This window comes from Enterobacter sp. HSTU-ASh6 (assembly GCF_026319105.1).
Classification (GTDB): domain Bacteria; phylum Pseudomonadota; class Gammaproteobacteria; order Enterobacterales; family Enterobacteriaceae; genus Enterobacter; species Enterobacter sichuanensis.
Genome location: NZ_WSPD01000007.1, coordinates 1 through 16958 on the forward strand (window position 1 = coordinate 1; position 16958 = coordinate 16958).

Below are 16958 nucleotides of genomic sequence, written 5' to 3' on the forward strand. Positions count from 1 at the left end.
TCGCCGGTGGCGAAACTGCCGGAAGGCGAGCACCGCTTCCACGTGACGGCCACCGACAGGGCGGGCAACACCAGTGCCGCGTCGGACGACTTCGTCCTTAACCTGGACTTCACCGCGCCGGATGCCAGCAAAGTGAGCATTACCGATGTGGTGGATGATTTTGGTTCCGTAACCGGATCGATTGCCTCAGGTGGTAAGACGGACGATAACACGCCGCTGATCAAGGGTACGGGCGCAGAGCCAGGCAACACCATCACCGTCTACAACGGTGACAAGGTGATTGGCACCGCGAAAGTGCAGGCCGACGGTACCTGGGAACTTCAGGTCACGAAAGCCCTGCCTGACGGGACCTACAACCTGACGGTGAAAGAGACCGACAGCGTGGGTAACACCACGGCGGCATCACCGGAATACATTATTCAGATCGATGCCGGCGGTCAGCCGCTGCCACCGACCCTGAGCAGTGTGGAAGATGATGTTGCGCCGCATACCGGCCCATTACAAAAGGATGCCCTGACCAACGACAACACGCTGCTGCTGACGGGTACGGCTGAAGCCGGTGTCACGGTTCGCATTTATGGCGGCCCGAACGGCACCACCCTGCTGGGTGAAACCCGGGCTGATGCCCAGGGCAAATGGACCTTCAATACGCCGAAACTGGCGGACGGCGTTCATACGTTTGTCGCGGAAGCCATTAACGACATTGGTCAGGTAAGCCCGCAGACTGGCGGCTTCCCGATCACGGTGGATACCAGCGCACCGGGTGAGGTCACTGGCTTTATCGTGAGCGATAACGAAGGTCCTAAGACCGGTACGTTGTCCAATGGCGATACCACTGACGATGCGACACCGACCATCAGCGGTAAAGCAGAGCCAGGCAGCGTGGTTCACATCTATGTGAACGGCCAGGAAAACGGTACGACGGTAGCAGACGCGAACGGTAACTGGTCTTACACCACCGGTTCACTGGCGGATGGGGAATATACCTTCACCGCGCGTGCTGAAGATTCAGCAGGCAACCTGGGAGCTGAAAATGCCGGTGTTACCGTCACGCTTGATACTTCCAGCGTTCCGGTCACCATCGTCCGCGTCATGGATGATAAAGGCAGCGTCACGGGTGAACTGAAGGCGAACGACGTCACTGACGACGCGCGTCCGGAGATCATCGGTAAAGCGAAAGCAGGCAGCACCGTGACCATCAAGGATGGCAACGTAGTGTTGGGCACCGTCACGGCAGATGCCAGCGGTAACTGGACATTCACCCCTACCAGCGATCTGGGCGATGGCGTACACAACATTACGGCAACCGCTAAAGATCTGACGGGTAAAGAGGATACCTCCAGCACCTTCAGCTTCGAAATTGACAGTAAAGCACCGAACCGTCCGAGTATTGACTACGCGGAAGATCAGGTGGGTACGGTTAAGGACGATCTGAGCAACAACGACGTGACTGACGATCCGCAGCCAATCCTGCACGGTACGGCTGAAGCGAACAGCACCGTCAACATTTACACCCTTGATGGCACCCTGCTGGGTTCAGTCACCGCGAACAGCAGCGGCGCGTGGAACTTCAAACCGGGCAGCAAGTTACCGGAAGGCAAAAACACCTTCTACGTGACGGCCACGGATGAAGCCGGCAACGTCAGCGATAAGTCTGCGGACTTCATTCTGACCACCGACTACACCGCGCCGGATGCGAGCAAAGTGACCATCGATTCCGTAACGGATAACGTGGGTAACGTTCAGGGAATTGTTGCGGATGGCGGCGTTCTGGACGATTCACGTCCGGTGATTCGCGGCTCGGGTGCGGAAGCGGGCAACGTCATTACCGTCTACACCACGGATAAAGACGGCAACACGAAGGTGTTGGGCACCACGACGGTTGATCAGAATGGCAAATGGGAACTGACGCCATCTGAATCGCTGTACGGTGATTCCATCAACAAACTGACCGTGACGGAAACCGATCGGGTTGGCAACGTGGCAAAACCGGCTGACAGCTATGACGTCATTATGTCCGACACGCCGGATGCGCCAGCGATCGTTAACGTTCTGGACGATACCGGCACCACCGTTATCAACCTGGCCAACAATGCGTTGACCAAAGACGACACGCCGACCCTGAAAGGAACGGCGGACGGAGCTGCTGGCGATACGATCACCATCTACAACGGTACTCAGGTTGTTGGTAAGACGACGCTGAACAGCGATGGCACCTGGAGCTTTACGCCATCACCAGCGCTGGCTGACGGTAATTACACCTTTACGGTGACCAATACCAACAGCGCAGGTCAGGAGAGCGATCGCAGTGGTTCGTTCACCCTCACCATTGATTCAACAGCGCCAAATCCGGTCTCCGGCCTGCAGGTGGCTGACGATCAGGGGGCCTGGAAAGGTCAGTTAACCGACGGTATGACCACCGACGACAACAAGCCGACCTTCACCGGTAAAGCGGAGCAGGGCAGTACGGTCACGATTTATGATAACGGCCAGGCGATTGCTTCGGTTGTTGTGACGAACACTGATGGTAGCTGGCAGTACACGCCAACCACGCCGTTAGCGGATGGTGAACACCAGTTCGCGACCCAGGTAACGGATCCGGCGGGTAACAGCAGCGCGATCGTGGATGATATCACTGTCAACGTCTCCACGGGCGCAAGCTATCTGCAACTGCTGCAGGTGGTGGATGACGTCCAGGAAGCGGGTGGTTCACGCGTGCTTCGCGAGGGTGACGTTACCAACGACAGCCAGGTACAGCTGGTCGGTAAGGCGACGGCAGGCAGCACTATTATCATCACCGACGTCGGTGGCGTTCAGCTTGGCACGGTGAAAGCGGATGCCAACGGTAACTGGGAATTCACGCTGCAGAGCAGCCTGAAAGATGGCGCGCATACGCTGCGTATTACCGGGACCGATCCGTCCAATAACCCACTCACGCCGATTGACTTCGATCTGGTGGTGGATACGGTTGCGCCTGTCGCACCGGTTATTACGAATGTGCTGGATGACGTTAACCCGGTTCAGGGTTCCGTTGCCCACGGCAAGCCGACCAACGACACCACGCCGGAAATTACCGGTACGGCGGAGAAGGGAAGCACGGTGAATGTGTACCATCAGGTGGATGCGACAACGCGCATTCTGCTGGGTACCGCCGTTGCCGATAGCACGACGGGTCACTGGACGTTGCAAATCAGCGATGCGAACAAGCTGGCTGAAGGCACCTGGAATCTGGTGGCAACCTCTACGGATGCGGCTGGCAACATCAGTACGCCGAGCAACACCTGGACGATTGTTGTCGATACCACCGTCTCTGACGCAGTGATCAACATCAGCTCTGTCTCGGAAGACCGTGGCGCTTCAGACACCGACTTTATTACCAGCGATAACACGCTGTTGATTAACGGTGAGCTGAACAAAGCCCTGCAGGCGGACGAGTGGGTTGAGGTGAGCCTCGACAACGGGGCAACCTGGACGCGTGCCTCAACGGTAACCGGCACATCCTGGACTGTGGATATGCAGAACACGCCGCTGAACGATGGGGCTTATACCATCCAGGCTCGCGTGGTGGATAACGCCGGTAACGTTGGCAGCACCGATTCTCAGGCTCTGCAGGTGGCATCGGGCGGCAGTGACATGAATGGTCTGACGACGACCACCAAAGTCACCACCGATACCAGCCATGGTCTGACGACCGGGGATCACTTCAGCCATGCCGCAACGGCGACTAACGGCGACATGATCACCCGTGACCGTACGGTGACCATCAGCGGTAACCTGAGTGCTGCGTTGCAGGCGGGTGAGCATCTGCAGATCTCGCTGGATAACGGTAAAACCTGGAAAACGCTGGCCCTTAACGGCCAGAGCTGGAGCTATGAACTGCCGGAAGCGATGGCCAGCGTCACGCATAACTTCAAGCTGCAGGTGATTGACGTTGCAGGCAACCCGGGCACGAACACGAAGTTTGCGGACAGCTACAACGTGGTTATCGATCTGGATTCTCCGGACGGTATTACCGGGGCGCCGAATGTGCCGCAGCACACCACCACCGGAGATTCGTTCACCTTCTCCAGCGGTCAGTACGGCCGTGTTGAAGCGGGGGCGATTGTCTCGCTGGTGAGTGATGTGAACAACAACGGGACCTATCAGGAAGGTCTGGATCAGGTCATTGGCTTCGCGAAAGCGAACGCGGACGGCTCCTGGACGTTGAACACGACGCTGCCTGCGGGCGCCCATAACCTGGCCTTTGTGGTCTGGGATGAAGCGGGTAACCGCTCAAGCATGAGCGCAAGCACCAGTACAGGGGTCACCGAAGGTGGCGGCAGTACGCTGATTGAACAAACCTGGGGCGGAACGACCGATGCGGATAGCCGCGGTCTGAACGCCGCTGCGGTGACCATCAGTCAGGACGGTTTGTGGTCGTTCTTCCAGAGTGCCCGTGGTACTTCCGGTACGACAACCGCGAACGCCGGACGCGTCTATGACTCCGTCACGCGTGAAGACTACGATTCAACGTACCTTGCACAGCCGTCAACTGACAACGGTGCGGGTTACAACGTAGATAGCACGTCCTACAGCCGTTATGTAAACTCCGCTGCCTTTGCGGACATCAACCGCGATGGCTATGCCGACGTAATGTCTCAGATCAGTAGCTACAGTAACGCGGGTCGTACCGCCTACTGGCTGCAGAACGCTGACGGTAGTTACTCTGCGAAGGCGCTGGATCAGGGTACCCTGAACCACCTCGGCGGCGTGATTTCCTATGACCGTGAAGGTGATGGTTATCTGGACTTTGTGCTGGGTGACTCAGAAGCGGACTCCATCTCGTTCATCAAGAATACGCAGGGCACGCTGAGTTACGAGGATAATGCCGGCTTCTCTGACGGACATCCTGGCGGGGCATTGCCAGCGTCACTGAGTGTGCTGCACGAGGTGGGCGCTGTGGATATCGATAACAACGGTACCGTAGATATTACGGCACATATCGACTACAACGGCGCTGGCAACCTCGTCGGTAACAACTCACGTGGTCTGGGTATTTTGTATAACCAGACAACCGGAACGTCGAAGACTAACTTCGGTGAAGTTGGCTACTACACGAACGTGTTCCGTGACGATGGCCATGAAGACTACGGTAACTTGTCAATCTCCATGACCTATGCAGATTACAACAACGATGGTTGGCTGGATCTGTTCCTGAGTCGAGGATCGAAGGGCGGTAGTAACAGCGATGAGAGCCGTATCTATCTCAACGATGGTACCGGCAAGCTCAATGCAACTGACAGCCAGGCACTGTGGTTTGGCGATAACGTTGACGGCGGCACGTCGCTGGCAGTGGACTGGAACCACGACGGTAAGATGGACATCATCGAAGTGCCACGCTCTGGCGTGACTGGTTCGCCGATGCTGTATACCAATACCGGTAGTAACAACTGGGGTACCAATAAAGTCAGCCTGACGGGGAGCACGACGTTTAACAACCTGACCGGTGCCGTGGCGCTTGACTACGACTGGGACGGTTCGATGGACCTGGTACTGTACCGTTCTGGGGCAGATGCCGATGTGGTGGCAAGAGACGACGCGGCACGCACGTTGCTGGTGAAAAACACCAACATCGCGGCGGACGGCACGAGCCTGCAGATCCGTATTGTTGACGGTAACGGCATCAATACCTTCTACAGCAACACCGTGAAGCTCTATAACTCCGCGGGCGAGCTTGTGGCAACCCAGCTGATTAACCCGCAATCCTCCGGTTCCAGCAACAGCATGGGGCTGGTGAGCTTCTTCGGACTGGATCCGAACGAAGTTTACTCCGTGCAGATGCTGCGCATTACCGACGGTAAAGCGGATCACGTTGGCGCAACGGGCAGCATCGGTGGTTATACCAACGGTACGGTGAATGAGAACTGGGGTGGCCTGACAACAGGTAAAGCCCATGACTCCTACGTACTGACGGCGGAAAGCGGCACTGCCGCGAACAATACCACCGGCAACAGCGGGATCATCGGTACCGGCTATAACGACACCTTCTTCGGTTCAGCAGGCAACGACACCTACAACGGTGGCGGTGGCTGGAACCAGATTGTGAGCGGTAAGCCAGTCTGGAGTGAAAAAGCCGGCATGGACGTCGTTGACTATAGCCGTTCAACAACGGCCATCAACGCGAACCTGTGGACAGGTACTGCAACCGGTAATGGTACCGATAAGCTCCTCAGCATTGAGGGTCTTGTAGGCTCCAGCCAGCAGGACACGTTTACGGATAACTCCGCGAATAACGTGTTTGAAGGACGTGGGGGTAACGACGCCTTCTATCTGGTCAACGGCGGCAACGATACGTTGATGTACAAAGTGCTGGCAGGTATGACCAACGACAGCACCGGTGGCAACGGTCACGACACGATCCACGGCTTCAAGGTGGGTAATCTGGTGAAAGACAGTGATGCAGATCTGCTCGATATGAGCGAACTGCTTGACTACAAAGGTTCAGTCTCCTTCTTCGAAGACGAAGGAAAACTGGAGCTGGATTACTCCTCCCGCGGCGTACTTGACTACGTCAAGGTTGAGGTTGTGGGTAATGACACCGTGATCAGTATCGACCGTGACGGTCAGGGCGGACAACATGGATTTACCCAGGTTGTCACGCTGGCCGACGTGCAAACGGATTTGGTGACGCTGCTGCAGAATAACCAAATCATGATGTAACCCAGTCAATACCCGCCATCTTCGGATGGCGGGCTTTCTGCGCACATCTTTATATCGTTGTTACACAGTCAATCACTGGGTTAATCGGGAATTGGATAAATGAAAGTAACCCTTAATAAGTTTAAAAAAATAAACCTGGCGTGTGCGATTACTGCCGCGCTCAGCGTATTCATATCCAGCGCTGCATTGTCAGCGGAAAGAGTGAAGCATGTCATCGATATACCGGCAGAGACAAAGCCGGTATCTAAAAAGGCGGCGCCTCAGCCATATCGTCCTGTAGCTGATGTTACCCCTGAACTGGCGCAGATTGTGGTTTATTACCCTGAGGGGAGCGTACCCGCGACAATTTATGTCGATCGCGAGCTGCAGTCGGTGCTGTTGCCAGGGCAATTTACCGTCCTGTGCGCCGCGCCAGGCGCGCATGCGGTGGAGTCCTGGTTCAACGATCATCCCACTTATCAGGGCAAACAAAACCCCCTGCAGCAGCTCAGCACCGAGAGTGCGCAAACCTATTTTATTCAGGTTAATCCAGGCACGACAGGAAATACGGCGGCACTGGAAGAGCGTTCACGGGCTGAATCTCTGTTGAGCAACATGCATAAACAGAGCAAAATCATTAACCGTGCGTCACAGGTAAAAGCGTGTGATTACGTGAATAACACCGGCGTGGTGCTTATTCAGGAGCAAATTCTGTTCCGCTTTGCGGCCAGTAATGCGGCGGGGATTTTTGCGGAGTCGCGCAATAAGCTTGACGAGGTGGTGAAATTCGCCAGAAAGGCAAATAACGTTCGGGAGATCCAGATTGTGGGGTATACCGATGCGATTGGCAGCCGTGAGGCTAACCAGCGTTTGTCTGAAGCACGTGCCGATACCGTTCGTTCGTTACTGATTGCCAAAGGCATTAAACCGGAGCTGATCAATAACACCACGGGCATGGGGGTCGCGCAAAGTGCCGAAGGCTGCGGGACTTCGGCCAGCCAACAGGCGGCAGGATGTAACGTCAACAGTCGGCGCGTAGAAATTTTAGTGAAAAGCCACTAAGTTCGCGTAGAAACAAAAAATACGGATTGCAGAAATGCTTTCCGTATTTTTTTTTGGAGAATTGCAACGGGTTTTGAAGACACAGCGAGAGGTGTAACAGGGTATGAGGTATTAAGCAGTCTGCGGTTCGTACATCTGGATGCGGGCAAGGCTGTAGTATTTTTTCTTTTCTCTTATTATTTCATGTTCAATCGATGATCTAATGATTTCACCGCAGGAGTAAATTTTCTTTAATGAGTTAAACCCCAGCTGTTTCATAATGTTATTGCTGTAGGTGTACGTGGTTTTCGGTTTGATGTTGTATAAGGTACTGATGTCATCAATGGTATAGCCCGAGATCATCAGCTTTAACACACAGAACTCCATATGCGTTAGCTCGATGTATCTTTTGACCACCCCACTTTTACTGGGATGACGCTGGGTATGCATTTTTTTGACAATCTCATCGTTGGTCAGATTATTGATGTTCACCAGGCGATGTTTATAGTGCGAGCAAATGCAGGCGAAAAGCTCCGGGAAAAAGTCTGAGTGGTAGGCGATGATGATTTCTTCAGGCGCGCGGAGATTTGTTTTTCGCTGGAGTGAGATAAGCCATTGAAAATAGACAATATTGCTATAAATGGAGTCAGGAAGAACCAGGTATAAGGTAAAAAAATTATCTTTTTTGATACCTTTTGCCCAGTCATATAAATGATGTTGATTATAAAAAGAGATAATCTCTTCTTTTTTGAATATGCCGGAAAGCAAGTGACGCAATCCGATATTGCTGAAATGACATCTTGATAGTATGACTCGCGACGTATCCATGGTTATCCCTTTGGTTAATTTATTCAGCACGTCTCTTTTTAGCCTAAGATTTGCATGCTATCGAGCTTATGATACGGTATGTATATATTTTTATTTTACACGATGTCGCCGGCTTATTATTTGAGAATGCTCTCCACATAAATGGGAATTGTTTACGTATCTGCCGTTTTGGTCTTGCTTTATAGTAATATTAAGAAAGAGACGTCTGTGGGTAAGATTACTCTACGTCTGCAGGACAGGTATACTTTTAAGGTTTATCATTTAATCAATTGCGGGTTCCACTCTTCATTCTCTCTGCAACACCACGGGTGGTTGATTAATTATAAGGAAATGTCATTTCCCTGAAATGGCATAAAGAAAAGTATGAGAAAATTTTCAGTTCTGTTTATTTTCACCACGCTATTTTTACTGGCGGGGTGTCAGATCACGCCTGGCAGTCATATTGATACCGCCGGGAAAACGGTGGTCGAAACACCCGATCCCGAGAACCTCAATGATGTAAAGGTTAACGTTTATCCTGTCACCCCGGCGCTGATAGAAAAATTACGCGAGAACGTGGTGGTCGCCCACGCCAATGCTGAGCTGAATAAACGGCTTGAAGCGTATGAATACCGCATTGGTGTCGGAGATATCATCATGGTTACGGTGTGGGAGCACCCTGAGCTCACCACCCCGTCCGGCCAGTACCGTAGCGCCAGCGATACGGGGAACTGGGTGCATTCAGACGGCACGATATTTTACCCCTACATCGGAAAAATCCATGTTAAGGATAAAACGGTCACCGAAGTCAGGGAGCTGATCGCTGAACACCTGGCGAAATACATTGAGTCCCCACAGGTTGATGTGGGGATTGCCGCATTCCGTTCTCAGAAAGTGTATGTTTCAGGCGAAGTTAATCAGTCCGGGCAGCAGCCCATCACCAACGTTCCGCTGACCATTATTGATGCGGTGAATCTGGCGGGTGGGCTGACTGAAAACGCGGACTGGGGCAATGCGGTTTTAACCCAGGGCGGTAAAAAATCAATTATCTCCCTGCAGGCGTTAATGCAATACGGCGATCTGCAGCAGAATAAGCTGCTCTATGCCGGCGATATTCTGTATATCCCTCGCAATGATGAATTAAAGGTCTTCGTCATGGGGGATGTTGTGAAGCAAACCACCCTGAAGATGGATCGCTCTGGCATGACCCTGACGGAAGCGTTGGGCAATGCGGAGGGAATGAATCAATTAACCAGTGATGCCAGCGGTATCTTTGTGATCCGCTCGGAAAACAAACCGGATGCGGCAAAAGGAAAGCAGGCAAATATTTATCAGCTTGATGCCCGGGATGCGACGGCGCTGGTGCTTGGAACCGAATTCAGGCTCAAGCCGTACGATATTGTGTATGTGACGACTGCGCCTGTTTCTCGCTGGAACAGAGTCATTAATCAATTAATGCCCACCATTAGTGGTGTCTACAGCCTGACGGAAACGACGCGCTTCATCAGGAACTGGAGTAATTAATATGAATGGAAGATACCAGTCCATTCTTGTCGTCTGCACAGGCAATATCTGTCGTTCCCCGGTGGGGGAACGCCTTTTGCGTTCACGCTTGCCCGATATGAAGGTGGATTCAGCCGGGATTGCTGCGTTAACAGGTGAGGCGGCCGATCCCGTAATGGCAGAGACGTCCCGCGAGCATGGCCTTTCATTAGAGGGCCATTGTGCAAAACAACTCACGCCGTTGATGTGTCGCGAATATGATTTGATTCTGGCCATGGAGCAAAATCATATTGAAGCCGTTACCCGCCTGGCAATGGAATCCCGGGGAAAGACATTTTTATTCGGCTACTGGCTCCAGCAAATGGAGATCGCTGATCCTTATCGTCGGGGACGAGATATTTCAGGTGTTATTTTTCAACAACTTTTTTCCGCTGCCGAAGAATGGGTCAGGGTTTTCCAGCAGGTTAAATAATCAAGGCTGATTAGAGCATGTTTGACAAACACATTAGCAAATCGCAAACCGATAATGTTCCGCGGGAGGAGGATATTGACCTTTTCCAAATCCTTAAGGTTTTATATTACAGCAAGGTCTGGATTGCGGTGACAACATTACTGTTTATCGCGTTCGGCATTGTTATCGCTTACACTTTAGCGCCCGTCTATAAAAGTGATGCATTAATTCAGGTTGAGAAAAATGCTTCTACGGGGCTTTTAAATAAACTCTCAACAATGCTGCCTGAAGGCTCCGGCGTCGCTTCAGAATCAGAGATTTCGTTAATTAAATCGCGGATGGTGATTGGCAAAACCGTGCGCGATCTGGCCCTGGATATCTCCGTGACTGAGAAACGCTATCCGTTTGCGAATACGCTGCTCCTGCGCCTGTTTGGCAAACCGACGGGAAAGATTGAGATTTCCACCCTGGCCGTGCCCGAGGCGTTCCTGAACGAAGCGATGATCCTGACTATCTCGGTGGCGGGTGATTACACCCTGCAGGTCGGCGAGACCGTGTTGCAGGGTAAAGTCGGCGTCCCGCTTCACGCGCACGGCATTGATTTTATGCTTGAACATGCCGAACTGACGCAGAACACCGTCTTCATTTTACGTAAACACAATGAATATTCGGTGATTGATGAGATCAAAAACAACCTGGTGGTGGATGGAAAATCCGGTGGCAATGGGATGCTTCATCTCAGCATGACCGGTTCCGATCCGGTGATGATCAGCAAAATTCTTGAAACGATCAGCCACAATTATCTTGCCCAGGATGTTGCACGTAAGTCAGAAGAGGCCAGCAAGAGTCTGGCCTTCGTGAATGAACAATTACTGCAAATTAAAAACAATCTGGTGACGGCCGAAAATAAACTCAATGATTTCAGAAAAAATAATGAGTCGGTGGATTTATCGCTGGAGGCTAAATTCATCCTCGACAATGTGGTGTCCATCGATACCCAACTGAATGAATTAACCTTTAAAGAGGCCGAGATTTCAAAGCTATATAAGCGTTCGCATCCGGCTTATAAAGCACTGTCAGAAAAACGAGCCGTCCTGCAGGAAGAAAAAGAGAAGCTTAATCAACGTATCAGCACCATGCCGCGAACGCAGCAGGAAATTTTGAGCATGACCCGTGATGTGCAGATGGGAAATGATATCTATATGCTGTTGTTGAACAAGCAGCATGAGCTCAATATCAATAAGGCCAGTACGCTGGGTAATGTTCGTATTATTGACAATGCTGTCACCCAGCATAAGCCGGTTAAACCGAAAAAGTTGTTGATTGTCATCCTGTCGGCGCTGACGGGCTTCCTGTTCGCCTCCGGCGTGATTCTGATACGCAACATGTTAATCAAAGGGATCAAACAGCCCGCGGAGCTGGAAAAACGGGGTATTCCTGTTCATGCCGTCGTTCCGCTGGCGCCTGAACGGACGAAGAGCAGACGCTGCCGCGCCATTACAACCTACCAGTCTGACGAGCTGTTAGCCAAATCTTCGCCCACCTCGCTGGCGGTTGAGGCGATAAGAGGGCTACGGACCAGCCTTCATTTCGCCATGCTGAAGGCGGAGAACAAAATATTAATGATTTCAGGTACCTCACCGGGGGTGGGTAAATCCTTCATCAGTTCCAACCTCGCGGTGCTGATGGCACAGGCCGGCACCCGGGTGTTGGTGATTGACTGCGATCTGCGAAGGGGCTATTTGCACAGTATCTTCTCGCAAACGGACGGCCACGCAGGGCTTGCCGATTATTTATCTTCGGATGCGGAGGTGGCCCAGGTAATAGAAGAGACAGAGTACCAGGGCGTTGATTTTATTGGCCGGGGAAGAATGGTCAACAACCCTGCCGAGCTGTTTATGTCGCAGAAATTCCGGACGCTGATTGACGCCTGTTCAGCCCAGTACGATGTCATTATTCTGGATACGCCACCGATTCTGAGCGTCACGGATGCCGCGATCATTGGCCGTTTCGCCTCAACGTCTCTGATGGTCGTCAGGTTCGAACAGAACTCGATCCAGGAAGTTGAAGCGGGACTGCGTCGATTTGATCAAAACGGTATCGCTATCCAGGGTGTGATATTCAACGGTGTTGAGAAGCGGGCTTCAGCTTCTTATAGCTATGGCGATTACTCATACCAGGAATAATTCATCTCTGTTCTTTAATGAATACGTATTGACAGGTCTGGAATGTATAAAATTCCGAAGGCCTGATGACGAGTTCCTAATTAAAAGTTCCCGTTATGTGGTGCAGTCTGAATGCCAGTTCAGAATAAAAATGCCAGAATTAATGTCAAGGAATGCTCTTAAAAATCTAAATTAATGAACCATCAGGGAGTGACAGGAGGGACCAAAAGCAATCAACGGATATGAAGTAATTATTTAGAGTGGTGATGTTATATTTTGAAAAATGTAATAATTCCGTAATAAAGAGTCGATCAAATGAATAGTAAAAAAAATAAAGTCTTTCAGCTGGAGCTGAAGTGGCACCCCGTTGCTGCTTCTGTCCTGCTCGCTCTGCCATTTGTTGCGCACACAGCAGAGATTAACATCAAGAACGGCGTGGTGTATTCGGCCGGAAATGTGCCCGTCATTAACATTAATAAAGCCAACGATAAGGGGCTTTCTCATAATGTGTATGACAAGTTAAACGTTGATAAGAATGGACTTATCTTCAATAACAGCACGACTGAATCCAACACCGTCCTGGCGGGTAAGGTGCAGGGGAACAGCAATCTGACCTCCGGGTCGGCGAAAGTCATCCTGAACGAAGTCACCTCTAAAAATGCCTCTGCTATTAACGGTATGATGGAAGTGGCGGGCGATAAAGCCGATTTAATCATTGCCAACCCGAACGGGATTACCGTTAACGGTGGCGGCTCCATTAACACCGGTAAACTGACCCTGACAACCGGTACGCCGGATATTCAGAACGATCAGTTAGCCGGTTATTCTGTCAATGGCGGCACCATTACGCTGGGTAAACTGAATAACGCCAGCCCGACAGAAATTCTGTCCCGTAATGTGGTGGTCACTGACAAAGTGAGCGCGGGTGAGCTGAACGTTGTGGCGGGTAATAACTACGTCAACGCGGCAGGTCAGGTCACCGGCTCTGTTACTGCGGCTGGCATTCGTAATGCCAACAGCATTGACGTGGCTGCCCTCGGCGGGATGTATGCCAACAAGATCACTCTCGTCAGCACCGAAAGCGGTGTGGGCGTGCGTAACCAGGGCATTATTGCGGGTGGCGTTAACGGCGTAAATATTGACGCTAACGGTCAACTGCTGAATAACAATGCGCGCATTGAGTCCTCTGGTCAGATCAATATTAAAACCAATGGTGCACTGAACAACACCACCGGGGATATTACGTCCGTCGGTACCATTGCGCTGGACACCAACAAAAATACCCTCGTCAACAGCCGCTCTGGCAACATTTCGACGATGGGCGACCTCTACGTCAATAGCGGCGCCATTGATAACACCAACGGTAAAATGGCCGCAGCGGGCATGCTGGCTGCTGATACCAACAACAACACCTTAACCAACTACGGTAAAGGGAATACTGTCGGTATTGAAGCCGGGATCGTGGCGTTAAAAACCGGCACCCTGAATAACAGCAACGGCCAGATCAAGGGCGGATATGTTGGCCTTGAATCTGCTGCTGTTAACAACAACAGCGGTTTAGTTGACTCCCTCGGTGATGTGAACGTTGTGAGCGGCGGTAACGTCGATAACAACCGAGGCATGATCCGTTCTGCGGGTGGTTTCACCAAGATTGCCGCGAAAGGCACCGTTAACAACGGCGCGACCAAAACCGCCGATACGGCCAGCGATGACTCGTTAGGCATTATCGCTGAGAAGGGCGTGCAGATTGCCGCGAACAGCATCAACAATAACGGTGGGCAGATGGCGTCGAATGGCGATATCTCCCTCGAAAGTGCCGGCGCGATTGATAACTACTCCGGTAAGCTGAATTCCAACAGCAAAGTGATTGCTAAAGCCGCCTCCATGCGTAACGACAACGGCGGTGTAGCGGGCCGTACCGGCGTGAGCGCGCAAGTGGGTGGCAATATCACCAACTACATTGGCGTATTCAGTTCTGAAGAAGGTGATGTTGCCCTGGCATCAAATGCCCTGAACAACCGCGGTGGCTTCATTATGGGACAAAACGTCACCATTAATGCCAATGCCGGGGTTAATAACAATACCGCGTTCATCGTTGCCAGTAAGGTATTGAGCGTTACTGCAGGCGATAACATCGAAAACCGTTACGGTACGGATTTCGGCTCTGCATTTGGTACCTACTTCGGCATGCCTCAGCAGAATGGCGGCATGGTTGGTAAAGAAGGCGTCTCGCTGTCCGGGAACACGATTTACAACAACCAAAGCCGTATCATTTCTGAAAAAGGCCCGCTGAAAGTACAGGCAAAAGGCAACATCGATAACTCTCGCGCGTTACTGGTGAGCGGTGGAGATGCGTCCATCAAGGCGGGTGGTTCGTTTAACAACAACTATTCCACCACCTACAGCATGGGCGATCTGGCGATCGAGGCCAACAGCCTGAGCAACTACAGCAACGGCGCGCTCGAAGACAACAATGCGACGGGGGTGATTGCGGCTGACAGCGATCTGACGATGAATGTGGCGAGCAGCGTGACCAACTATGGCTGGATCAGCAGCCTGGGTGATGCCATCCTGAACATTCTGAACGGCTCCCTGACCAACCGTAATACGCTCTCCGCTGAGAAATCGCTGACGGTTTCTGCTCAGTCGGGTGTTGAAAACCAGAAAAACATCGCTGCGGGTGGCGCTCTGGTGGTGAATACCCAGCGTGGCGTGACGAACAGCACCGACAGCAACATGGTGGGCGATAGCGTCACGATCTCGGCGGTCTATGATGTCAACAACCGCGGTAACATCGTCGCTGACAACGGTATGGTGATTACCACTAAAGGTAATCTCTATAACGACCTGAATATGGTCAGCTATGGCGATGCCTCCTTCAGTGCCAATAACATTGATAACAACGCCTCCACGATCAAAGCCGACGGCAATCTGACGCTGACGGCGACAGGCAATGTGAATAACAGTCGCGGTAAGCTCATCGCTGAGGCCGGCGATGTGACGATTACCGCGGGTGGAACCGTTGATAACTACTACGGGAAAATCGAGTCCGGTAGCGATCTCGTTCTTAAGGCAAACCGACTGAATAACGACTACGGTCGGACGGCTGCCTACGGCAATATCGACCTGGCGCTGATGGGGTATTTCGACAACAACCGTGGTTCACTGCTTTCTCAGGCCGGTGATATCAAACTTTCAGCCAACATTGTGGATAACAACAACGGGTTGATTGCGGGTGAGAATGTCGCTGTTGAGACGAAATCAACGGTGTATAACAACACCGCAATGATCGTGGCGAACAAAAAGCTGTCCGTGAATGCGGCCGGAAATGTTGAAAACCGTGACGGTAACAACTTTGTTCGTTATCACGGCGAAACCTTTGGTGTGACGGGCGATGTTGGCGGCATGATTGGCCGAGAAGGTGTGTCTGTTTCCGGGCAGAACGTCTACAACAACAACAGCAGTATCATCGCGGATAACGGTGCGCTGAGCGTGCTGTCTAAAGGGACGCTGGATAACACCCGTGCGATGCTGGTGAGCGGCGCCGATGCGATCGTCAAAGCGGCAGGCACGTTCTACAACAACTACGCAACCCTCTGGAGTGCGGGCAACCTGGATGTGACAGCGGGTTCGCTAAGCAACTACAGCGATGGCAGCATGGCTAACAACACCGCGACCGGCGTTATCGCGTCAGATAAGAATCTTAATCTGACTGTGGATAACAGCGTCACCAACTACGGCTGGATCAGCGGTAAAGGCGATGTGAACGTCAACGTGCTGAAAGGTACTTTGTATAACCGCAATACGCTTTCTGCAGATAACGCGCTGGCAATTAATGCCCTGAACGGTGTTGAGAACTTCAAAGACATCGTCGCGGGTACCAATCTGAAAATGGATACTCAGCGTCACATTACCAATAACAGCAACAGTAATATTCTTGCTCAGAATATCGCGTTGAATGCCGGTGCCGACATTTCCAACCGCGGTAATATTGTGAGCGATTATACGCTGTCTGTGAAAACGACAGGAAATATCTATAACTACCTCAATATGCTGTCTTATGGCGTTGCTGGTGTCGCGGCGAATAACGTGACAAACAGCGGTCAGGATGCCGTATTCGGCGGCTTATACGGTATGGAACTGATTACCAATAAAGTAACCAATACCGGCACCATTGTTGGTATGTAATCGATAAGGTGTAACAAAAGGCAGCAGCTATCGCCTGATAGCGCAAAGTCAGAACGAGACCCTGCTGCCTTTTCTTCTGAGAAAGTGAATGGAACTGCGATTTAAATTTTTACTGTTATTGCTGG

General features: G+C 51.9%; 7 protein-coding genes. 6 read left to right on the forward strand and 1 reads right to left on the reverse strand.

Annotated elements, in window-relative coordinates; translation table 11 throughout:
* Together GM298_RS10205 and GM298_RS10210 are read left to right on the forward strand one after the other, a co-directional pair.
* Nucleotides 1–6699: Ig-like domain-containing protein (locus tag GM298_RS10205; protein ID WP_266154061.1), on the forward strand; the 6699-nt coding region annotated here is incomplete at its 5' end.
* A gap of 99 nt (nt 6700–6798) precedes the next feature.
* Nucleotides 6799–7740, forward strand: a complete 942-nt coding sequence (locus GM298_RS10210) for an OmpA family protein (protein ID WP_059385944.1) — start codon at nt 6799–6801, stop codon at nt 7738–7740.
* 111 nt (nt 7741–7851) lie between these two features.
* Here the strand turns inward: GM298_RS10210 and GM298_RS10215 are convergent, their stop codons facing one another.
* Nucleotides 7852–8547, reverse strand: a complete 696-nt coding sequence (locus tag GM298_RS10215) for a LuxR C-terminal-related transcriptional regulator (RefSeq protein ID WP_266154062.1) — start codon at nt 8545–8547, stop codon at nt 7852–7854.
* A gap of 363 nt (nt 8548–8910) precedes the next feature.
* On the opposite strand from GM298_RS10215, the gene GM298_RS10220 reads away from it, so the two are divergent.
* The 4 genes from GM298_RS10220 to GM298_RS10235 all read left to right on the forward strand — a co-directional run bounded on the left by GM298_RS10220 (nt 8911) and on the right by GM298_RS10235 (nt 16833).
* On the forward strand, nt 8911–10050 hold the full coding sequence (locus GM298_RS10220; protein WP_047957799.1) for a polysaccharide export protein: 1140 nt from the start codon (nt 8911–8913) through the stop codon (nt 10048–10050).
* A gap of 1 nt (nt 10051) precedes the next feature.
* Nucleotides 10052–10501, forward strand: a complete 450-nt coding sequence (locus GM298_RS10225) for a protein-tyrosine-phosphatase (protein ID WP_025759048.1) — start codon at nt 10052–10054, stop codon at nt 10499–10501.
* A 17-nt stretch (nt 10502–10518) separates the two neighbouring features.
* Nucleotides 10519–12666: a polysaccharide biosynthesis tyrosine autokinase gene (locus GM298_RS10230; protein ID WP_266154063.1), complete on the forward strand. Its 2148-nt coding sequence runs from the start codon at nt 10519–10521 to the stop codon at nt 12664–12666.
* Nucleotides 12667–12960: 294 nt separating this feature from the next.
* Entirely contained in the window at nt 12961–16833 is a 3873-nt protein-coding gene (locus GM298_RS10235; RefSeq protein ID WP_266154064.1) for a beta strand repeat-containing protein, read from the forward strand.
* Nucleotides 16834–16958 lie beyond the last annotated feature (125 nt).

Bases quoted from the DNA above. Each gene is read 5' to 3' on its own strand.
- GM298_RS10210 (WP_059385944.1), top strand. From the start codon at position 6,799: ATGAAAGTAACCCTTAATAAGTTTAAAAAAATAAACCTGGCGTGTGCG.
- GM298_RS10215 (WP_266154062.1), bottom strand. From the start codon at position 8,547: ATGGATACGTCGCGAGTCATACTATCAAGATGTCATTTCAGCAATATC.
- GM298_RS10220 (WP_047957799.1), top strand. From the start codon at position 8,911: ATGAGAAAATTTTCAGTTCTGTTTATTTTCACCACGCTATTTTTACTG.
- GM298_RS10225 (WP_025759048.1), top strand. From the start codon at position 10,052: ATGAATGGAAGATACCAGTCCATTCTTGTCGTCTGCACAGGCAATATC.
- GM298_RS10230 (WP_266154063.1), top strand. From the start codon at position 10,519: ATGTTTGACAAACACATTAGCAAATCGCAAACCGATAATGTTCCGCGG.
- GM298_RS10235 (WP_266154064.1), top strand. From the start codon at position 12,961: ATGAATAGTAAAAAAAATAAAGTCTTTCAGCTGGAGCTGAAGTGGCAC.